At 64.1% G+C, this 20,703-nt stretch carries 22 protein-coding genes; 1 reads left to right on the top strand and 21 read right to left on the bottom strand.

What is annotated here, in order from left to right:
- The 7 genes from V5F77_RS17575 to hypB all read right to left on the bottom strand — a co-directional run.
- A partial coding sequence (locus tag V5F77_RS17575) for a hypothetical protein (protein WP_429006633.1) occupies window positions 1–255 on the bottom strand: 255 nt, incomplete at its 3' end.
- 50 nt (window positions 256–305) lie between these two features.
- Window positions 306–920: a HupE/UreJ family protein gene (locus V5F77_RS17570; RefSeq protein WP_429006632.1), complete on the bottom strand. Its 615-nt coding sequence runs from the start codon at window positions 918–920 to the stop codon at window positions 306–308.
- Between the two features lie 66 nt (window positions 921–986).
- The gene (gene hypE / locus V5F77_RS17565; protein WP_429006631.1) at window positions 987–2,054 is read right to left on the bottom strand and encodes a hydrogenase expression/formation protein HypE; all 1,068 of its coding nucleotides are present in this window, start codon (window positions 2,052–2,054) and stop codon (window positions 987–989) included.
- Window positions 2,051–3,172 (bottom strand): hydrogenase formation protein HypD, encoded by a 1,122-nt coding sequence (gene hypD, locus V5F77_RS17560; RefSeq protein WP_429006630.1) that lies wholly within the window; start codon window positions 3,170–3,172, stop codon window positions 2,051–2,053. Before hypD ends, hypE begins: the two co-directional genes overlap by 4 nt.
- Before the next feature lie 10 nt (window positions 3,173–3,182).
- Complete coding sequence (locus tag V5F77_RS17555) at window positions 3,183–3,482, bottom strand: HypC/HybG/HupF family hydrogenase formation chaperone (protein ID WP_429006629.1); 300 nt, start codon at window positions 3,480–3,482, stop codon at window positions 3,183–3,185.
- Between the two features lie 11 nt (window positions 3,483–3,493).
- Window positions 3,494–4,954, bottom strand: coding sequence for a sigma-54-dependent transcriptional regulator (locus tag V5F77_RS17550; protein ID WP_429006628.1), 1,461 nt, complete (start codon window positions 4,952–4,954; stop codon window positions 3,494–3,496).
- Window positions 4,955–4,958: 4 nt separating this feature from the next.
- Complete coding sequence (hypB, locus tag V5F77_RS17545) at window positions 4,959–5,678, bottom strand: hydrogenase nickel incorporation protein HypB (protein ID WP_429006627.1); 720 nt, start codon at window positions 5,676–5,678, stop codon at window positions 4,959–4,961.
- A gap of 24 nt (window positions 5,679–5,702) precedes the next feature.
- On the opposite strand from hypB, the gene V5F77_RS17540 reads away from it, so the two are divergent.
- A complete protein-coding gene (locus V5F77_RS17540) occupies window positions 5,703–5,858 on the top strand; it encodes a hypothetical protein (RefSeq protein ID WP_429006626.1) in 156 nt (51 codons plus the stop codon).
- A gap of 77 nt (window positions 5,859–5,935) precedes the next feature.
- Here the strand turns inward: V5F77_RS17540 and hypA are convergent, their stop codons facing one another.
- The 14 genes from hypA to V5F77_RS17470 form a co-directional block, all read right to left on the bottom strand.
- Window positions 5,936–6,277 carry a hydrogenase maturation nickel metallochaperone HypA gene (gene hypA / locus V5F77_RS17535; protein WP_429006625.1) on the bottom strand — a complete coding sequence of 114 codons (342 nt, stop codon included), beginning with the start codon at window positions 6,275–6,277 and terminating at the stop codon, window positions 5,936–5,938.
- Window position 6,278: 1 nt separating this feature from the next.
- Entirely contained in the window at window positions 6,279–7,205 is a 927-nt protein-coding gene (locus tag V5F77_RS17530) for a hypothetical protein (protein WP_429006624.1), read from the bottom strand.
- Complete coding sequence (locus V5F77_RS17525; protein ID WP_429006623.1) at window positions 7,202–8,074, bottom strand: [NiFe]-hydrogenase assembly chaperone HybE; 873 nt, start codon at window positions 8,072–8,074, stop codon at window positions 7,202–7,204. The genes V5F77_RS17530 and V5F77_RS17525 overlap by 4 nt, the downstream gene beginning before the upstream one ends.
- 9 nt (window positions 8,075–8,083) lie before the next feature.
- On the bottom strand, window positions 8,084–8,926 hold the full coding sequence (locus V5F77_RS17520; protein ID WP_429006622.1) for a hydrogenase expression/formation protein: 843 nt from the start codon (window positions 8,924–8,926) through the stop codon (window positions 8,084–8,086).
- Between the two features lie 11 nt (window positions 8,927–8,937).
- Complete coding sequence (locus V5F77_RS17515; protein WP_429006621.1) at window positions 8,938–9,357, bottom strand: hydrogenase; 420 nt, start codon at window positions 9,355–9,357, stop codon at window positions 8,938–8,940.
- Entirely contained in the window at window positions 9,357–9,686 is a 330-nt protein-coding gene (locus tag V5F77_RS17510) for a HypC/HybG/HupF family hydrogenase formation chaperone (protein ID WP_429006620.1), read from the bottom strand. Before V5F77_RS17510 ends, V5F77_RS17515 begins: the two co-directional genes overlap by 1 nt.
- Window position 9,687: 1 nt before the next feature.
- Window positions 9,688–10,311 (bottom strand): HyaD/HybD family hydrogenase maturation endopeptidase, encoded by a 624-nt coding sequence (locus V5F77_RS17505; RefSeq protein WP_429006619.1) that lies wholly within the window; start codon window positions 10,309–10,311, stop codon window positions 9,688–9,690.
- A gap of 259 nt (window positions 10,312–10,570) precedes the next feature.
- On the bottom strand, window positions 10,571–11,323 hold the full coding sequence (gene cybH / locus V5F77_RS17500; RefSeq protein WP_429006618.1) for a Ni/Fe-hydrogenase, b-type cytochrome subunit: 753 nt from the start codon (window positions 11,321–11,323) through the stop codon (window positions 10,571–10,573).
- Window positions 11,324–11,335: 12 nt separating this feature from the next.
- A complete protein-coding gene (locus V5F77_RS17495) occupies window positions 11,336–13,150 on the bottom strand; it encodes a nickel-dependent hydrogenase large subunit (protein WP_429006617.1) in 1,815 nt (604 codons plus the stop codon).
- Complete coding sequence (locus tag V5F77_RS17490) at window positions 13,147–14,229, bottom strand: hydrogenase small subunit (RefSeq protein ID WP_429006616.1); 1,083 nt, start codon at window positions 14,227–14,229, stop codon at window positions 13,147–13,149. Before V5F77_RS17490 ends, V5F77_RS17495 begins: the two co-directional genes overlap by 4 nt.
- 106 nt (window positions 14,230–14,335) lie before the next feature.
- Window positions 14,336–16,720, bottom strand: a complete 2,385-nt coding sequence (hypF, locus tag V5F77_RS17485; RefSeq protein ID WP_429006615.1) for a carbamoyltransferase HypF — start codon at window positions 16,718–16,720, stop codon at window positions 14,336–14,338.
- Between the two features lie 7 nt (window positions 16,721–16,727).
- On the bottom strand, window positions 16,728–18,206 hold the full coding sequence (locus V5F77_RS17480; protein ID WP_429006614.1) for a nickel-dependent hydrogenase large subunit: 1,479 nt from the start codon (window positions 18,204–18,206) through the stop codon (window positions 16,728–16,730).
- Window positions 18,203–19,210: an NADH-quinone oxidoreductase subunit B family protein gene (locus V5F77_RS17475; RefSeq protein ID WP_429006613.1), complete on the bottom strand. Its 1,008-nt coding sequence runs from the start codon at window positions 19,208–19,210 to the stop codon at window positions 18,203–18,205. The genes V5F77_RS17480 and V5F77_RS17475 overlap by 4 nt, the downstream gene beginning before the upstream one ends.
- Complete coding sequence (locus V5F77_RS17470; RefSeq protein ID WP_429006612.1) at window positions 19,207–20,580, bottom strand: sensor histidine kinase; 1,374 nt, start codon at window positions 20,578–20,580, stop codon at window positions 19,207–19,209. Before V5F77_RS17470 ends, V5F77_RS17475 begins: the two co-directional genes overlap by 4 nt.
- Between the last annotated feature and the right edge of the window lie 123 nt (window positions 20,581–20,703).

The following is a 20,703-nucleotide window of genomic DNA, read 5'->3' as shown; positions in this document are numbered from 1 at the left end:
GAGACCACCGGCTGAACGGAGATAAAGGGCAAAAGGGGCGATGCAATTGAGCGCGTTGCCCCTGTGAATCTGTACGCACAAAACCTGAAAATCATGATTTCCGATACATGCGCCAGAATGGGGAAGGCCTGATATTAATTTCGCAGAAGAGATATTATGGAACTTATTCTTGCAGCCTTTGAAAATCAGTACCTTACCAATCGGTGGCTTGCCGCTTGTCCCTGCGTTCAACAAAAAGGCCGGCTCGGCGGGCAAGCCGAGCCGGCCTTAAAATCAGGCCGTAAAATTCGGCCCCAGTTAAAAACTCAAAGGACCCCGCTCAGCAATGCCACTCCGGCGACGGCTACCGCCGCGCCAGCACCGCGCACCAGAGCTGCACCTGAGGTCTTCCCGAGTTGCTCACTCAGCCACCCGATGCCGAACCCGAGACCCAGCCCGGCGAGATGAAGCAGCCCCGTCCCGACCACGAAGCCAGCACCGTAGGACAGTGCGCCCGCGCTCTCCGGCATTTCTGCACCATGGGCATGGCCGTGGAAGACAGCAAACAGTCCGACGAGGCCCATGGCCACAGCGAGTGGCGCCTTCACACCAAAGGCGACCACAGCGCCGAGCACGACCACCGATAAGGTGATGCCGGTCTCGACATAAGGCAGAGCGAATCCACCCATTCCGAGCAGTCCGCCAACGACCATGAGGGCCATAAAGCTCACCGGGAGGAGCCACAACGCCCGTCCGCCCATCTGCCAGGCCAGCAGACCGACAGTAACCATTGCCAGGACGTGGTCGAGACCGGTGACAGGATGCAGGAAGCCGTGCACGAAGCCGTGCGTGTCCCCGACACCTGTATGGGCAAACGCAAAGGACGGCACCAGCGCCAACGCGCCAGCCACGCCGAGGGTACGTAAGACGGGACGGGTCATGGAAATCACTCTCCTGAAGGATGGGTCATCTTTGGTTGATTGGACAAAACTCACAAGCCATCGGACTCAACAGATACGCGGCAGTTGATCGCCGACCAGCATGTCGACGATGCGCTCACCGCCGAACCGTGTTGCCATCACGACGCGTCCCGGCCGTTCTGCGACCACCGTGCCGATCGCGGTCGCCCCCTGCCCCAGCGGATGCATTCGCCATGCCGAAAGCGCGGCGGTGGCTTGCTCCTGCGGCACGACGGCCACGAGCTTTCCCTCGTTCGCAAGGTAAAGTGGATCGAGCCCAAGGATCTCGCAGAAGCCGTTCACCTCCGGCCGAATGGGAACGTCCATCTCGCACACCCGAATGCCGACGGCGCTCGCTTCGGCCAATTCGTTGAGGACTGCCGCAACTCCGCCACGCGTGGCGTCCCGCATCATCCGCACACCGGGCGCCGCATCGATCAGCACCGCGATAAGATCATGCAGCGGTGCACAGTCGCTCTCGATCGTGGTCTCCAGGGCCAGATCGCCACGGCCGTTGAGGATCGCGGCTCCATGGTCACCGAGCCAACCGTTCACAAGGACAACGTCACCCGGGCGCGCACGATCTATGCCGACATGCAGCCCGGTGCGCACCACTCCGATGCCGGTGGTGGTGATGAAGAGCTTGTCGCAGGCCCCGCGCGTGACCACCTTGGTATCGCCGGTGACAATGGCGACACCCGCCGCCACCGCCGCGCGCGCCATTGAGGCGGCAACCGTGCGCAGGGTTTCCACAGGCAGCCCTTCTTCGATGATGACGGCGCACGACAAAGCCACCGGCCGCGCGCCGCCCACGGCAAGATCATTCACAGTGCCGCACACGGCCAGGGTGCCGATATCTCCACCGGGAAAGAACAGCGGGTCGACCACGAAGGAATCGGTCGTGAAGGCCAGCCGGTCGCCCAACGCCGCAAGGGCATTGATATCGAACCGCGCCTGGTCCTCGGGGGCAGGGTGCCCTGCCCCCGCAAAGGTTTCCAGGAACACGTCCTCAATGAGGTCGCGCATGGCTGTTCCGCCACCGCCATGGGCCAGGGTCACGCTCGTTTGCGTCACGCGGCGCGGCCGGCGCACCGGCCGATCAAAAGGAATATTCATGCCGCACCCTTCATGCCGCCATACTGATAATAGGCCGCGCACGCGCCTTCAGACGAAACCATGAGCGCACCGAGCGGCATCTCGGGCGTGCAGCCGGTACCAAATACCGGACAAGCCCAGGGCTTCACCGCGCCGGTGAGCACCTCTCCGCAGCGGCAGGCGGCGGGGTCCGCAACCTTTACGTCCGGCACCGAAAAGCGTCGCTCCGCATCGAAGGCGGCATAGGCTTCGCGCAGGCGCACGCCAGAGTCTGCGATCGAGCCCAGCCCACGCCATTCGAAGGTCGGGCGGGTCTCATAGACTTCCGCGACGGCCGCGAGAGCTGCAGGATTGCCATTTTCCGGCACGACGCGGGCATATTGGTTTTCAATCCGCGCTTCGCCCGCCGCGAGCTGGCGCAGCACCATCAGAAGCGATTGCAGCAGGTCGATCGGCTCGAAGCCGGCCACGACAAGCGGCCGGTGAAATTCATCCGCGATGAACCGATAGGGCGCGGTGCCGATCACCATTGAGACATGGCCCGGCCCGATGAAGCCGTCGATGCCGAAATCCGGCTGCTCCAGTAGGGCCCGAAGCGTCGGGATGATGGTGATGTGATTGCAAAACAGGGAGAAGTTCGTGACCCCCTCGCGCGCCGCCCGCAGCACTGTGAGCGCCGTAGAAGGCATTGTGGTCTCAAAGCCGAGACCGAAGAACACCACGTGCCTTTCCCGATTGCGCCGTGCCAGTTCCAGCGCATCGAGCGGCGAATAGACCATGCGCACGTCGGCGCCGTCCGCCTTGGCTTGAAGAAGGCTCTTGCGCGAGCCGGGAACCCGCATCGCGTCCCCGAAGGTCGCGAAGATGACCTCCGGCCGCTCAGCGATGGCCACGCAATCATCCACCCGCCCCATGGGCAAGACGCAGACGGGACAGCCCGGGCCGTGCACGAACTCGATGATGTCTGGCAGCAGACCTTCCAGGCCATAACGGAAGATGGCGTGGGTGTGCCCGCCACACACCTCCATGACGGTGACCGGATTGGAGCGCCCGCGCTCTAGACGCGCGGCAAGAACACCAATCTCGCGGATCAAGCCGGTTGCCAGGGCCGGGTCGCGGAACTCGTTGACGAAACGCATGCCCGCCTCCCTACCCGGCTCGCACGAGCGGCTCGACGCTGCCCGTTCTCATGGCGTCCATTTCCGCATCCATCTCACCAATTTCGGCGAGCACTTTCAGCGTCGCAGCCGCCTCAGCCTCGTCGATGCGGCTCATGGCGAAGCCCACGTGAACCAGCACCCACACCCCGATGAGCGCCTCCGGGGGCTCGCCGGGGAGTGTCACGCACACCACGTCCACGCTGCGACGCACGCCCGAGACGTCCACCATTGCCAGCATGGCATCCGCGTCGGAGATCGCGACAATCCGGCCGGGAATTCCAAGACACATGGCTTTATCCCTCAATGTCGCGCGAAGGTACGGCCGCGGGCGATGCCGTAGCGGTCGAGCTTGGCGCGCAGGCCTACGCGAGAGAGACCGAGTTCCTCGGCCGCCCGGCTCTTGTTCCAACGGCAGCGCACCAATGTCTCCATCAGGATGGAAGCCTCGATGCGCTCGATGCGTTCTTTCAGCAGGCCGCCGTCAGGCAGGGAGATCTGCTGGGGCGCACTTTCCGCAGCGGCCGCCGCGCGCAGAACATGGGACGAGAGAAGATCAGCGCCCAGATCCGGCCCCGCGGCCAAAACAAGCATCCGCAAGACTTCGTTCTGCATCTCGCGCACATTGCCAGGCCAGTCATAAGCCTCGATGCAGGCGAGGGCCTCTTCGGTGAACCCCTTCACCGTCTTCCCATGGAGGTTGCACAGGCTGTCGAGAATGGCCGTTGCCAGCACCCGCAGATCGTTCCGCCGGGTGCGCAGGGCCGGCATCATCAGCACCATAGCCGACAGGCGGTAATAGAGATCCTCGCGGAAGCGCCCCGCCGCCACTTCCTGCGTAAGGTCGCGATGAGTCGCAGCCAGCACGCGGATGTTCACCCGCTTTGCCTCATTGGAGCCCACCGGGCGAATTTCGCCTTCCTGCAGGAACCGCAGCAGCTTGACCTGGAAGGCCGGCGAAACATCGCCAATTTCGTCGAGAAGCACGGTGCCGCCGTCGGCCTCGTCGAATAGCCCGATGCGGGTTGCGTGCGCACCGGTAAAGGCGCCCTTCTTGTGCCCGAAGAGTTCGGATTCCAGCAATTCGTCCGGGATCGCCCCGCAATTGACCGCAAAGAAGGGGCGGTCCGAGCGCAGGCTGGAATAATGGATGGCGCGTGCGAGCAGTTCCTTTCCGGTCCCGGTCTCGCCCTGAATGAGCACCGGCACGTCGAACACCGCCACCTGTGCCGCCCGCCGGCACGTCTCGTTCAGGGGGCTCTCCGGGGTACGGATCAAGGTATCGAAATTAAAGTTCCGCGCCACCCGTTCGCGTTGCGCAGCCATACGTGCCTGCGCCACCGGCGCTGCGAGCTTCAGTTCGAGGGACAAGCGGTGGTGGTCGCGTTGCAGTGTGAACAGATGGGCCGCATTGCGCGCCACCAGCAGTAGTTGATCCGGGTGCCAGGGCTTGGTGATGTATTGATAGATGCCTGCGCCGTTGATGGCGCCAATCATGTCTTCCGGCTCAGTGTAGCCGGTAACGATGACGCGGACGATTTCCGGCCAGCGTTCGCGCACCTCCGTCAGGAACGCGACGCCGGAGACGTCCGGCATGCGCTGGTCGCAGAAGATCGCCTGCACCCACTCGCTTTCCAGAATGCGGCGAGCCTCCGCCGCGCTCAGGGCGGTGAACACCTCAAATTCCTCGCCAAGCACGCGCGCCATCACTTCGACGGAACGCAACTCATCGTCGACCAGGAGCAGGGCGGGGCGTGTGCTCACCGTTCTACTCCGCTACGGCGTGCGCGACGCCGCGCAGCGCATGCGCCCGCATTTCGGCAGCGCGAACCAGAGTTTCCAACCGGGCGCGCCGAGCGCCCTCCAGCCAAGCCAGCCAATCGGAAAACCCGGATCCGGAGCGGGAGGAGACGGTGATCACGGTTGCGCTGGGATTGATGCGCGCCACGTTGCGGGTGATGGCGTCGAAATCCACATCCAGATGCGGCAGCAGGTCGGCCTTGGTCAGGAGCACCAGATCTGCACCCTGAAAAATATCAGGATATTTCAGCGGCTTGTCCTCGCCCTCGGTGACCGAGAGCAAGGTGATGCGCTTATCCTCTCCAAGATCGAAGGCTGCCGGGCAAACCAGATTTCCCACATTCTCGATGAACAGCACGCCTCCCGCCGGTAGGGGCACGCGGTCCAGGGCATGGCCGACCATATGTGCATCAAGATGGCAGCCCTTGCCGGTATTGATCTGCACCGCCGGGAAGCCGACCGCGCGGATGCGCTCAGCATCATTCGCCGTTTGCTGATCACCCTCGATGACAGCCGCGGGAACGCGGCCGGCCAGTGCTTTCAGGGTCTCCACAAGCAGCGTTGTCTTTCCGGCGCCCGGGCCTGCGAGCAGGTTGAGCGTAAAAATGCCGTCCTCCGCCAAGCGGGCGCGGTTCTGCGCCGCGAACCCATCATTCTTGGCCAGGATATTCTGCTCGATTTCCACCATCCGGCGCGGATCGAGGCCGGGAGCATGAGCATGCCGCGGCCCGGCTTCGTCATGGCCATGGGGACCATGGGTGTGAGTGTGCCCTGCCCCGTGCGCGTGCTCCCCTTGCTGGTGCTGCCCGTGCGCATGCCCCGCGTGCTCCCGGGCCCCATGGGCATGAGAATGCCCATGGTCATGTGAGCTGGACGGGGGCGCCTCGGCTCCATCGGGGCCGGAAATGGTGACCGCATCTGAACCGCAACCGCAGGTGACGCACATCACACGACCTCCAGGTCTTTGATTTTCATTTCTGTGCCGCCATTTGGCACAAGGCGTTCGCCACCGCAGGCTGGGCAAGGGTCGAGCCGTCCTGAAAGCGGCACCGTGATACCGCAATCGAAGCACCACGCGGTGCCGCCCTCTTCCATCACGATCAGTTCGGCGCCCTCAGCCAGGGAGCCACGCATGACCACGTCGAACCCAAAGCGGAGAGCCTCCACCTCGACCCCAGCGAACGCACCGATTGCAAGGCGCACGCGCGTGATGCGGGAAAAGCTCTGGGTCCGCGCGGCGTCCTCAAGCGCATCACGCAGGCTCTCGCATAGGGCCATTTCGTGCATCTCAAATCTCCCCTGCGCATTGGAGCGTGAGGGGAACACAGGGATTGACCGCGCTTTCCGCAAGCTTCGCAAGCATCGGCGCCTCGCGTCGTGCCGGCAAAGCCGCAAGCATGCGCTCCAGCAGACCATCCGGCGCGAGGTTCCAGGCACTTGGAGTGTGCACACGATAGGCGAGAATTAGGCCATCCCTCGCCTCCGCCCGGTGCACGAGCAAGCCGCGCGCCGCCTGCGCATAACCCGCCCCTGCCCTGCTGCGCCCAAAGGGCGGGCGCGCCGCACGTCCTGAAAGCGCACAGAATAGATCCACCACGCGCGCGAAGAGGCGCACGAACAGGCTCGGGCCCTCACTCATCAGAAGTTCACGGATGACCGGCACATCGCGCACCCGGTCGAGCACCGTGGTTTCACGCGGGTCGGTCGGCTGAACATCCAGGGTTTCCACTTCGACCGAAGCCAGTGCGGCGCGGCCCCAGGCTGGATCAAGCCGGTCGCGCAGATCGCGCAGCAGGTGAGCCGCCGGCTCCGAGCCCGTCTCAAGCCAACTATTAAGATCCGACTCCGAGAATTCAGATAAGTCCTCGCCGCAGACATGGCGCGCCACGTCACTGGCCTGACCGCCTGCCAGCAGCGTCAGTCCCGCACGGTCCGGCTTTGAGCCGAGCAAGACAGGCCAGCCATGGAAAAGCGCGAGGCCGTGATCGCGTGCCGTTTCCGCATGGATCGCGTCCTCTCGCACCGCATCCACCTGACCGAGAGCGGCCGCAGCGGCGGCCCGATGCGCCGCCGCGCACAGGTTGAATACACGCGGCAGAAGCTCCAAAGCCTGCTCTACACTTCGCCCGACCAGCAGCGGCTCGGGATCGAGCGCCCGCTGGGCGCTGAAGCGCCAGCTGCTCGCATATTCTGCCGTGGTCAGGGCTAAGGTCATGCGGGCTCCGACGCAGGTCGGGCGGCCGAGGCAGCGCCGAAAATCAGTTCGCGACGCGATGGCTGGGGCGACAGCGCCGGGCGGTCGGACCCTGCCGCGAGCGTCCCCGTCTCATCCTCGTTTAACGCTTCGGCCTCCTCCGCCTCCTGCGCGGCCAATTCTTCAGTGCGCCGTCGCCGGATTTCCGCCGTGGGAGCCCCGTCTTCCCGGTGAGCCGGATCGAATAGCGCGATCAGCGCGGCCTTTGCGGTCTCGCTCGCCTGAAGCATGGAGGTGAAATCAAACATGGGCGAAAACAACGAGCAGGCTTTATAAGGCCCGACGTCAGGCCGGTTGGCGCCGAGGAATTCGTACCATCCGGAAGGAAAGGCGATCAGCTCCTTCTCGCCCGTCACAAGGCGAGACCAGTCATCCTCCGGCCCCGGGAGCAGCACCAGATTCATGAACCAGGGCGTCACCAGCATGCCGAGGACGCGGCCCTCATGCGGCCGGAAGCCGATTGCCTTTACGGACAATGTCTCGTTGACGATCGGCACGCCCCGCATCTGCCCCGCATGGATCTCACGGAATGCTGCTTCGAGGCGCGGCGAGACCGTGCGGATGATCTCCTCCAAGCGGGGATCGACCGCAGGAGCGGACGCGATGGCCACCCCCTCCCCCCGATCGAGCACCATGAACTGATCGCGCTCACCATCACAGACCGGACAGCGCCAGTGGGCCGGCAGATCGGCAAAGGCGGTGCCGGCAGGGACCTGCCAAGTCTCGCACCCATCAGCCGGATCATAGACATGCCAGCACACCTTGCACTCAAGTCGAGTGCGCGGATCGAGCCCGCCAGCGGCTCCGCGAAATGATCCTTCAAAGCGCATGATCCGCCCTCATCGTATCGCTGCGAGCACTTCGACCAGCCGCTCAGCGGAATCCGCGAGATCCTCCGGGGCCGCGCATGCCACTTCGGGAATGTCGGTGATTTCCAGCGTGTCGAGAATGAGCATGTCGGTGGAATTGTAATAACGCACCCGCCATACATCCCGCCGCGCGGCGGCATCGATGCGGCAATTGCCGTAGCCGCGCGAAAGGATGGTGAGGCAACCGACACCCACGGCGGCATCGATCAGCGCGAGATCTTCCGGCGTATGCGGAAGCAGGGAAAAATTGATGACATGGGCGGGTGTCCCCGGTTCCCGTGCCTGCGTGCGGTGAGCAATCTCGGCGATGATGGGGGGAGCATTCACGACGCCCTGGCGCGGCCGGGCCGTATCCGAAAGGTCGATGTCCCAGCGCGAGGGAAAGGCGCGAAGCAGCGCGCCGCGTGGAAAAGCGCCCACCTCGATCCGATCCACCCCCTCAGCGCCAAGCACCCGCCAGACTCCGGCAAAGGTGGCTTCCTGGATTTCGAGGGGCGTTCCGCCGCCAACCCGCACGGCAACCTCCCCTTCCCCCAGCGCCTCATCGATCAGCCGCCGGTTTGCACCATCGAAGCCGGCGAGGGACACCGTGGCATGATCTCCGGGTTGCCAGCTCTGAAGCGCTCGCAACACCTCCTCCAGCGCGGCGAAGGCTGGCGCAAAGCCGACCTTATCCTCGACATCAGGAACGTGGGGCTCATAGACCCGCATGCCAGACGGCATCGGCAAATAGGCGAGCCCGTCGGCACCTTCCGTCTGGCTGCCGGGACCGAAGCCGATGGGGGGCTGTGTGGCGATGGGGAGCGCGGCCATGGGGTCTGATCTCAGTGAGTGACACAGGTTTCGGCGAGGACAGCCCCGAGCCGCGTGAGATATTCGTCCCAATCCCGCATGCGGGCGATGGAGCCGATGGGATCGCCGTTGCGCAGAACGACAATGGCCGGCAGCGCCAGCGCCATGGCCTCACGCAGGGCGGCTTCGACGGCGGGCCCCGCCACAGCACCGGTCAGGCGGCCGCGCCCAGAGTCCAAGGCTTGGACAAGCTCTGGCAGGACCACAGCGATATCCGGCGTTTCCATATGCGATTTGCCGTGCGCCGGCAGGAACAGAAGCTGGTCGCGCGGATCGCCGAAAAGATCATCAGGCGCAAGGATATAGGCGTACCCATGTGCGGTCATGAGGCGTTGCACCAAGGGATGCAATGCAGCGGCAGCATGAGGGGCGGGAGACGCAATCTCGGGCATTAAGCGTCCTTTCGGCCGGCCGCATGAGCGGCGGCGAGATGGGGCGGAAGTTGGGGTTCGCGATCCAAATCGGCGAAGGCGGCCGCAAGGGCACTCGCCGAGCCGGTCCCCGACATCACTGCGGATAGGGCCGCAAGAGCATCGGCGATCAGACGTGCCTCTTGCGCCTCCAGAAGACTTCGAGCAGCGCCCAGAAACACCAGGACATGATCACCGGCCTTGGCTTCCGGAACCAGGGACAAGTCCACACCCTCCAGGCCCGCAGCGCTCTCACATTGAGCGAAGTCTCCCGCGCGGCTGACAATGCGCATGGGAATGCCGACACACATGTCACGCGTCTCCCTGCCGGTGAGCGAGAACGCGGTCATCACCAATGCGGCAGGCATCCGCCGCGCTTGGTCGTCCAGCTTCATAGGCATCGCGGGCGATGGCTGGTGCGAGAACGGCTTCCTTCGCTTGCGTCCTTGGCGCGGGCGAGACACCAAATGAGTCTCGCAGCAAGGACAACACATGCGCGGCTGCGGGCGCCACCTGCGCCGCCACCACTTCGGTCAGACCGCCGCCGTAATCATCCAGCGTGTGGGGCTGCACCCCCACCAGGCGCAGGACTCGGGGCGCACAGCCGCGCAATTGCAGCAAAGCCAGAACTTCTTGAAAACCGGTCTGGTGGAGACTGACCTTGCGCGCCCCCAGAACGGCGGGCACTTCATCGTCTGATAAAAAATGCAAGGTGCCGGGAGGCAATCCGTAATCCACCGCGTCGACGATGACGACGATATCGGCATCTTCCAGATACGGCAGGAGATAGAGCCCTTGGGTTCCACCATCGAGAAGGGTCACCGCATCGGGCATCACATAGTCGCGGTCGATAGCTTCGACGACGCGCACGCCGAAGCCCTCATCCGCCCAAAGGATGTTGCCAATTCCGAGCACGAGGATGCGATCGTCGAGCATGCGACGCTATCTCCCTGGTTGGCTCCCAATGCGGTCTGCCGCCGCGGCTTTTTCGAACTAGTCCAATACAAGAGACGTGCCAGCGCGCGGCCGGATCGCAAATCGTGTGACGGCAATGCTCGGCCTTGGCCGTGAATATGCCCGCCTTCAAACAAACTGTCAGGTATCTTTCCACTTTTGACAAACAATGGAAGCATGACTTCCAAACGAAAGGGCGCAGCTTGCGCCGCGCCCTTTTTGCCCTCGAAGCCCGCAAACGCTATTCGGGGTCGTCGTCGCGGAAGGTGCGATAGCCATTGGTCATGGCCGAAATCATGCTCTGGCGGGACATGATGTCTTCCCGGATGACGGAATAGACATGGATGATCACAAACAGGATGAACACCCACATGCCGATGTGGTGATAGGTGTGCACGTTCATGCTTCCGCCGAGGGCCGGGATGATCCAGCCGAACAGCCTGTCCTGCCAGCTTCCCAATCCCTCGCCTTCGGAATAAAGCGCGAAGCCGGTGCCGATCATGAACAGGCCGCCCACTACCATCACCCAGAACATGAACAATTGGGCGAGAGGGTTGTGGCCCACGAACTTCAACGGCCGTGGCTTCAGGAAGGCATACCATTTCACTTCGACGATGAGGCCCCGCCAGAAGCTGGCGCGCCAGAACGGGAAGGTAAAAAGCTCGCGGGCATACTTATTGCCCACGAACGCCCAGAGAATCCGCCCCACGAAGCCAATGGCGAAGATGTAGGCCGCCGAGAAGTGGATGAAGCGGATGATCCCCATCTGGTAGTGGGCGCTGGCCTCTCCCGAGAGCGTCGGGAGCGGCGAGGCGATGAGATAGCCGGTGATGCACAGCACTACGATGGATAGCGCATTGACCCAGTGCCACAGCCGCACCGGCGCTTCATAGACATAGACCGTGGTCAGCTTGCGCCATCCACGGACTGGTGCCGCATCATTTGCGGGAACGGCAGTGGAAGGCGTTGCCGAGCCGAGAGAGGTGTCGGTCATAGCTGCCTCCCCTCAGCGCACGGTGACGCGGGCAAGTTCCTCGCCGCCCGGCGCCAGCACATGGGTGGAACAGGCCAGGCATGGATCGAATGAATGCAAGGTGCGCAGGATCTCCACCGGCTCCTCGGGGCGCTCCATGGGCGTATTCAGAAGCGAGGCCTCGAACGCGCCGATGTTGCCCTTGGGATCGCGCGGGCCGCCGTTCCAGGTCGTGGGCACCACGCACTGGTAGTTCTCGATCCGCCCGTCCTTGATCTTGATCCAGTGGCCGAGCCCGCCGCGTGGGGCTGCCACCGTACCGACGCCCTTGGCTTCCTTCGGCCAAGTCGCAGGGTCCCATTTCTCGACATTGGCCGTGGTGCTGTCGCCGGCCTTGATGTTGGCGATGAGATTGTCGAAATCGCCCAGCATCATCTCGGCGCAATAATGCGCCTCAAGCGCGCGCGCGAGCGTGCGGCCGATGGTGGTGGGAAGCGCCTGCTTCGGTGTCAGATTCGTGCCGGCCAGCGTGTTGAAGCGACCGAGCGCCTCATCCACCTGCCCCTTCACGTAATCCACCCCGTGGGCATAGGCGAGGGTGTAGCGGGCGAGCGGGCCGACCTCGCACGCATTGCCCTTCCACCGCGGCGCCTTGATCCAGGAATATTTCGCCGCCTCGTCCACGGCTTCGATGTTGGTCTTGGTGCCTTTGGCCGCCGGGCCGAGCTGGTAGTTCGGCTCCGTGACGCCGTCCCAGGGATGCAGGCCGACGTCGTTCTTGCCGGCGCCATAGGTGTACCAGGAATGGGTGACGAACTCCTGCACCTGCTCGGGGTCGCGCGGGTCGATGGGGTGGATCTCGTTCCAATTGCCGTTCAGGATCACGCCGCCCGGCAGGCGATCCGTGGATTTCTGGCCCTGGATGGCTTCGTAATCGCCATAATCCATGACGTTGGTGGCCGAAAGGCCGCCGCCATAGAGCCAGCCCTTGTAATAGCTGGCGATGGCGATGACGTCCGGCACATAGACGTTCTTGGAGAATTCATAGGCTTCCTGAAGCTTCAGCTTCACGAAGTTCAGGCGCTCCATGTTCAGCGGCGCGCCGGCTGACATGTCGCCTTCCATGTTGATGGCACACGGCACGCCGCCCACCATGTAGTTCGGATGCGGGTTCTTGCCGCCGAAGATGGTGTGGACCTTGACGATCTCGCGCTGGAAATCCAGCGCCTCAAGATAGTGCGTCACCGCCAGCAGATCGGCCTCGGGCGGCAGCAGATAGGCTGGGTTGTCCCAATAGCCGTTCTTGAAAATACCGAGCTGTCCGCTCTCGACGAATTTCTTCAGCCGGTTCTGCACGTCGCGGAAATAGCCGGGCGAGGATTTGGAATGGTCGGAAATCGCCTGCTGGAGGGCCGACGTCGCCTTCGGATCCGCCTTCAGAGCATTGACTGGGTTCACCCAGTCGAGCGCATGCAGGTGATAGAAATGCACCACGTGATCATGCCATTGCAGCACCTTGGCCATGATCTCGCGGATCAGGAAGGCGTTGTTGGGGATCTTGATCTGCAACGCATCTTCCACCGCGCGCACCGAGGTGAGCGCGTGGCAGCCGGTGCACACGCCGCAGATGCGCTCCACGAACGCCCAGGCGTCGCGCGGATCGCGGCCCTTGAGAATGACCTCCAGCCCGCGCCACATGGTGCCGGTGGAGACCGCGTTGCGGATCACATTGTTGGCGTCCACATTCACTTCGCAGCGCATGTGGCCTTCGATGCGGGTGACCGGATCGACGACGATGCGGCGCCCGGCGGTGTCCAGGCTGAAGCCGTTGGGGGTCAGGATGGTCACTTGGCGTCTCCCTTATGCTGGGCGCGCTTCAGGGCGCTGACCGCCGCATGCAGCACCACGGCGCCGCCCACGACGCCCGCAGCCGCGAGCCCGATCTGATCCGCATTGGCTTCCACACCGAAGCCCTTGCCGTTGATGTCCGCGAGGCGCGCATACCAGGAGCCCTTGTCCCAGAAGCCGTCCTCCGAGCAGCCGATGCAGCCGTGGCCGGCCTGGATCGGGAAGGAGACGCCGTCGTTCCAGCGCACGGTCGAGCAGGCGTTGTAGGTGGTCGGGCCCTTGCAGCCCATCTTGTAGAGGCAATAGCCCTTGCGGGCGCCCTCATCGTCGAACTTCTCGACATATTGGCCGGCGTCGAAATGCGGGCGCCGGTAGCATTTGTCGTGGATGCGCTGGGAATAGAACATCTTGGGCCGGCCCTGGCGGTCCAGCTCGGGAATGCGGTCGAAGGTGAGCATGTAGGTGATGACGCCGGTCATTACCTCGGCGATGGGCGGGCAGCCCGGCACCTTGATGATGGGCTTGTCGAAGATCACCTCATGCACCGGGGTGGCGCGGGTGGGGTTCGGGCGCGCGGCCTGCACGCAGCCATAGGAGGCGCAGGACCCCCAGGAGATGATGGCCTTTGCGTCCTTGGCCACTTTCTTCAACTGGTCCACGAACGGCTTGCCGCCGATGATGCAATACATGCCGTCTTCATTGAGCGGCGGATTGCCCTCCACCGCGAGGATGTAATTGCCTTTGTATTTGGTCATCACCTCGTCGAGGATGGCTTCCGCCTGGTGGCCCGCCGACGCCATGAGCGTGTCGTCATAGTCCAGCGAGATCATCGAGAGCACCACATCCTTCACCAGGGGATGGGCGGAGCGGATGAAGCTCTCCGAGCAGCAGGTACATTCCAGCCCGTGCAGCCACAGCACCGGAAGGCGCGGCTTGGTCTCCATCGCATGGGCGATCTGCGGCGCGAGTTCCGGGCCGAGGCCGAGCGCGGCGGCGGTGAGCGAGCAATATTTCAAGAACGAGCGGCGGGTGATGCCCTGCCGCCGCATGACATCATAAAAGGTCTCGAGGCCGGCCATGCGGCGTCCCTCCTGGTGGTGCTCTCGCGCCATCGCGTCGAGGCGATGCGCTCAAGCTCCATCAGCAACCCGCGTGCCAGTTTTTATTTATTTTATTTGCAAGGTGTTAGGTTAAGCGCCCTGCAATTCGACCGGAAAGTGGCGCCCCACTTTCCAGCTCGGCCGGAAAGCTTGTGACCGATTCTGCTCCGGCCAAAAGGCACGCGGCCGCGACTGCTGCCTGTCCGAAGGCAAGCCCGCCGTCGTTTGCTGGTACGTCGGCGGGCGCCAACACCTTCAGTCCGGCAGAGCGAAGCCGTTCCGTCACAGCGTCGAGCAATATTGCGTTTTGGAATACGCCGCCGGAAACGGCCACATGGGCTATCCCTTCGTCCCGCGCGACCTCCACCGCTGCCGCAACGAAGGCTTCAGCGACGCCCGCGTGGAAACGCGCGGCGCAAATCTGAGGAGCGCCGTTTGCCGCACGATCGGCAAGTGCGGCACGCCACAGCGGGGCCGGATCCAATTCCAGCATGCCGTCCTGAACCGCGCATGTGAAAGGATAGGGCGGCGACGCCCCCTGCCCTTCGGCGCAGGCTTCCAGTGCCATCGCCGCCTCCCCTTCAAAACTGAGCCGGTCCGGCGCGAGGCCAAGCAGGGCGGACATGGCGTCGAACAGGCGTCCTGCAGAACTGGCCAGCGGCGCGTTCACGCCCTTCGCTATCATCGCGCGCACGGTTGCCACCGGCTTCCCTGCGAACAGGTCCGCGGGCACTGCTTCGGCACCAACTGCCGCGTCCAGATGGGCCAGCAATACGCGCCAGGGTTCGCGGCTCGCACTATCGCCGCCGGCGAGGGCGATGGGCGAAAGCCGCGCCCGTCGTCGAAAGGTGAGATAATTGCAGACTAAGATCTCCGCGCCCCAAGCCGTGCCGTCGGTGCCGAACCCGAGACCGTCCAAGGCGATACCGACAACCGGACCTTGGTCGCGCCGCCAGCCATTCTCGGCCATCGCGGCGGCGATATGGGCGTGGTGGTGCTGAATGGCGATGATCGGCAGCCCGCGCCGGTCCGCCTCGCTGCGGCCGAAGCGTGTGGCGCGATAATCGGGATGAAGATCGACAGCGATGGCCAACGGGGCGTGCGTGAAGACGGTTTCGTAATCGCCAAGCGCGGCAACAAACTCATCCTCGATGGCTGGCGTGTCCAGCTCACCGAGATGGTGTGTCAGCAAGGCCTTGCGCCCGTGCGTGAGGCAGGCGGCGCTTTTGAGATCCCCGCCAAATGCCAGCACAGGAGGAGCTTCGGCGAAGTCTTCAGGCAGGTTCAGTGGCCGCGGCGCCTGCCCGCGCCCGCGCCGGAGCACCCGCGTCTGCCCGGATATCACTCGCACCACCGCGTCTTCCAAGCGCCGCGCGATGGGCCTGTTGTGGCCGAGGATCGCATCGACGATGCCGTCCAGCTCCTGCACCGCCTCCTGGTCCCGAAACACCTGGGGTGCATTCGAGCGATTGGCGCTGGTCATCACCAGGGGCCGCCCGGTCCTGGCCAGCAGCAGATGATGCAGGGGCGTATAGGCCAGCATGACGCCAATATGACTCTGGCGGGGCGCAACCCCTTCTGCAAGGGGACTTTCCACCTTGCGGCGCAAGAGCACGATAGGTGCGGACGGATCCGCCAGCGCATCGGCCTCCCCTGTTGCCAGATCGCAAAGCGCGGCCGCCGCGTCGAGATCCGACACCATGATTGCCAAGGGTTTAGATGGTCGGCTCTTACGCCGCCGAAGTTCGCTCACCGCTCCGCTGTTTGTCGCGTCGCATGCGATGTGAAAGCCGCCAATTCCCTTGACTGCGACGATGCCGCCATGCCCGACCAGCGCCGCCGCGCAGGCCAGCGCATCGGCACCGATTGCAGAGACATCTGTGGCTGTCGCCAACGGTGTCCACGTCAAGTGGGGGCCGCACACGGGGCAGGCGATGGGCTGGGCATGAAAGCGCCGGTCTGCGGGATCTTCATATTCCGCGCGGCAATCCGGACACAGGTGAAAGCCACGCATGGTGGTCCGGCCACGGTCATAGGGCAGGCCCTGGACAATGGAAAAACGCGGGCCACAATCGGTACAATTGGTGAAAGCATAGCCAAAGCGCCGCGCCGCCGGATCGGCGATCTCGGCCAGACAGGCCGGACATATGGCGAGATCCGGGATAATGCCCACCGATACCGAACCCGCCCCGCTCTCCACGATACGAAACCCATCTCCAGCCGGCGGTTCGGCGGGATGAGCGGAAATATCCTCGATGCGGGACAGGGCCGGCGCCTCGGCGCGCAGGGCGATCAGCAATGCCTGCAACGTGGTTTGGGATCCGCCCGCGTGGATAAGGACCGCGTCGCCGACATTGCGCACGACACCCCTGAGTTGAAGACGATGGGCGAGGCGCCACACGAAGGGGCGAAACCCGACGCCCTGCACGATGCCGCGCACCGTGATTTCAACCCCCCGCACTTGCGACATGGTGGCCTCAATGCACCGTGCAGACCATGCAGGGATCAAATGACCGCACAATATGCTGCACGCTCAATGGCGTCGGCTCACCCGGGTGCACGACCGCGCCCACCAGGGCCGCTTCGAGCGGACCGGGAACTCCGGCGGCATCGCGGGGCGAGAAGTTCCATGTGGTGGGAGCAATGATCTGATAGCGCGAAATTTTCCCGCCCTCCACCTGCACCCAATGGCCCAGCGCACCGCGCGCGGCCTCCGTAAGCCCGGCGAACTGCCCATGGGCCGGCGTTGCGCCCTGGGCACACCAGGAGCCCTCGGGTTCCAGAGCACGGACCCAACTCTCCATTGCAATCAGCGTGCGGGCACTTTCCACCAGCCGCGCAACAACCCGCGCGAACACGCTGCCGCCGCCGTGCTCCACCAAGGCGCGCAACAGCGGCTGCCCGTCGATCACCTGCCGCGCGAGGGCTCCGGTCTCGAAGGGCTGGCCATTGAGCCGTGGCGCCTTGCACCAAGTGTAGCCCGTCTCGTCGAGACCATCGGGAACAGTCGAGCCCTCGAATGGAGGGTGGGCCCGTGTGCGATCCTCCATCCGGGCATAGGTGTGGTCTTCGGCTATATCAGCCGGATCGAAGGTCTCAACGCGTCCATTCACATGAACGCCAGCGCGATAGAACGTCCCCTCCTGCGAGGGATAGGCGCCATAGGACAGGAACCGATCATAGGCCCGCCCCATATGCGCAAGTTCCAGATCTGCGGCGATCTCCAGGAACAAGCGAAAATCACCATCGGGACCAGTCGCACGCCAGGTATCTAGGTCGTCGCGGCTTGCAAGTGCGGCCACGTGCTCAAGGCGCGTGCCAAAAAGCTGGTCCTCCAGCACCGCGCGCACCGCCCCAAGCGTTGCGAGAAGGCGAACTTTATCGCGGGATTCCGCACGCTTGGTCACCCCGCCCGGCTGGATCGCCAAGGTATGCGGCCAGCGGCCGGCGAGAAGACCGAGCACATGCAGCAATGTCGCCCGTGCCTCCAACATCCGCCGCGCACTGCTGCCGCGCCCGGCCTTGAAGCGGGCCTCCGCCTTGGCGAACCAAGGGCGCCCGGCATAAGCGAGGCGTGCGAAATCGGGCATGAAGAAGAGATGGAAATGGGTGAGATGGTCCGCCACATTTTCCGTCGCGACGATCAGATTTGTCGCGATGCGCCCGTTGCGGGTCGGCTCAAGCCCCTGCAAACCGGCCAGCGCCAATGCGGCGGCCTGGGATTGGGACACCGAGCAGATGCCACAGATGCGCGGCGCGATCACCAGCGCATCCATGGGATCTCGCCCCTCGAGAATACGCTCGAACCCCCGGAATAGCGGCGACGACACCTGCGCCTGCGCCACCGCTCCATTGGCGATGTCGAGCCGAACTTCGAGATCGCCCTCGACGCGATTGAACGGGCCGACGATCAGGCGCGTGATGCCATCGGCCGATGGGCCCTTCTGGCTGCTCATCGCCGCTTGATGTCCCGGATCGTAGGCGGCACCACGAGGTGATCACTCACCGCGTTGCGACGCAGCCTTTCGGGCGTTGCAGCCTTGGCCAGGGAGGACAATGCGATGAACCAAGCCTTGGGCATATCGGTCGGCAGCCCCACCGGAATGCCGGCAATCTTCGGTGTGTCCAGGAATGCGTGGCCGGGCTCCTCGAACTCGGGCGCGGTGCAATTGATGCAGGCATAGCCGCCACGGGTGCAGGAGCCCTCCCCGTTCCAGGACCGCGTGTTGCAATCGGCATGCGCCTGAGTGCCCAGGCACCCAAGGTGCTCCATCATGCAACCAAGATCCGACATTTTCTCCGCGCTCGCCTTGAACTCGTAATATTCGTTGCGCGGGCAGCCGTGGTGCACCAGGTGGTCGGCATAGAAGCGCGGGCGGCGATAGGCATCGAGATCAGTTTCGCCCAACAGACCGGCGGCCAGCAGCATCAAGGTCTCAGTCACCCAATTGGGATGCGTGGGACAGCCCGCCACGTTGATAACCGGTGAGCCCGAACGTGAACGGAACGCGGCGCCGAGCGCCCCGCCCTCGCGTCGCCCATCATATTGTAGGCCGCACGCATCGGCAGGATTGCTGCCCGCCGCCGTCACGCCGCCATAGGCCGCGCAGGTCCCCACCGCAACCACATGTTCGGCAAGGCCGGCAAGCTCGCGCACCCACTCTATGGTCGGGCGCCCGGTGCCTGCGAGCACATGGAAGCGACCGGTTCCGTTGGGACCGCGCAGCAGCGAACCTTCGACGCATAACGCATCCAGCCGAACCGCTCCGGTTCGCACCTGCTCCAGAATGAAAAGCGCCTCGCTGCCGGTCTCCTCGGAAAGACTCGGATGCCACAGCATGCGGATGCCCGCGCCGTCGAGGGTGGTCATCAAGTCTGGCCCCTCGGCACAAAGCAGCGACATGGTGCAACCGCCACACCCGCCGGACTGCAGCCAGAGGATGTTGAAGGGGCGGGTCATGCCTGCCTCCCTCCCTGAGCCGCGGGGACGGTCACGGTGATGACCGCGCCGCCTTCGGGATGATTGCCCGCCTCCAACTGGCCCTCGTGCTCCTGGGCGATGCGATAGCTGATGGACAGACCGAGGCCCGTGCCCTTGCCCACCGGCTTGGTGGTGAAGAAGGGATCGAAAATGCGCGAGAGATGGGGTGGAGCAATTCCGGGTCCGGTGTCACGCACACGAATAACCACGCTCTCGGCCCGTCGTTCACCTTCGATCACCATCCGGCGCTCCGGAGAGGCTTCCATCGCATCCACGGCGTTCTGGATCAGATTCATCATCAGTTGATGCAATTGGCCGGGATGCCCGATGACTTCAAGGCCGGAAGCCATGCTGATCGTCGTCTCGACCGCCGGACTCCGCGCCTTCGCCACCCAGTCGAGCGCGGAGCGCACAACGGCCGCCATGTCCACCAGCTCGGATGCTTCGCGTCGGTCTGAGGAAAAGCGCCTGAGATCGGCGACGATGTCGCGCACCCGTTCCGCCCCCTCAAGCATGCCGGCGATGGTCGGCGCCATTTCGCCCAGCGTGCGGTCGATTTTCAATTGCGCGCGCAGGTCCATGGGGATCGGATCCGGGCCGTGGAGGGCGTCCACATAGGCCACCAAGCGTTCCCCATAGCGTTTGAGGGCATGGGCATTGCCGTAGACGAACGAGATCGGATTATTCAATTCGTGCGCCACGCCCGCGACGAGGCGGCCGAGCGACGCCATCTTCTCGGAATGCACCAGTTGCTGCTGCGCTTGTTTGAGGCGTTCATGAGCGGCGGCAAGATCGCTGTAGGCCTTGCGAAGTTCGCCGATGGGCCGGCCCATGAGGACGATACCAACCGCGCGGCCGCGTGCGTCAAACCGGATGGCGCCGTTCACGGAGACCGGCAGCGGCCCGTCCGGGGTTAAGAAGGCGAAATCGCGATCGACGATGCGCTGGCGCTTTGCCACGATCGCAAGCACGTCGCCGAAACCGGTCGGCGTTTCCGGCGCCAGCAGATCTGCGAGCTTCAGCTCAAGCAGGGCCGACCCGGACCGCCCCAACAACCGCTCGGCCGCGACATTGACTTGCTCGATACGACCGGAGAGGTCGCAGGCGATCAGGGCGTCGGTCATGGAGGCCATGACGCCGGCGATGAAAGCGTGCGCCTCCTCAAGAGCGCTGTTCTTGTTTTCCAACTCTATCTGCTGAGCCACCAGCTCGGCATATGTCTCGTCCATCTTCCGGATGACGGCGATCCAAGCCTGCTCAGCTTCAGGATTGAGACTGCCGACAGCATCAAGCCCAAGCGCACCCGCTGATGGGTAGTCTGTGCGAGAGGTGTCGATGGGTGCAGGCATGATGAAGCGGACCCAAGCTTCTGGCGCGAGCCGCATGCTAAGCCCCCGGCGCCTGTAACTACAACAGCGATCCGTGGCGGCCCACGACACGGCAGGCCACGAAGCACGCTGACGCCGTTCATC

Source organism: Roseixanthobacter psychrophilus, assembly GCF_043195195.1.
GTDB lineage: Bacteria > Pseudomonadota > Alphaproteobacteria > Rhizobiales > Xanthobacteraceae > NCEH01.
The sequence above is the reverse complement of the archived record's forward strand: the minus strand, read 5'-3'. Positions and strand labels throughout refer to the sequence as shown.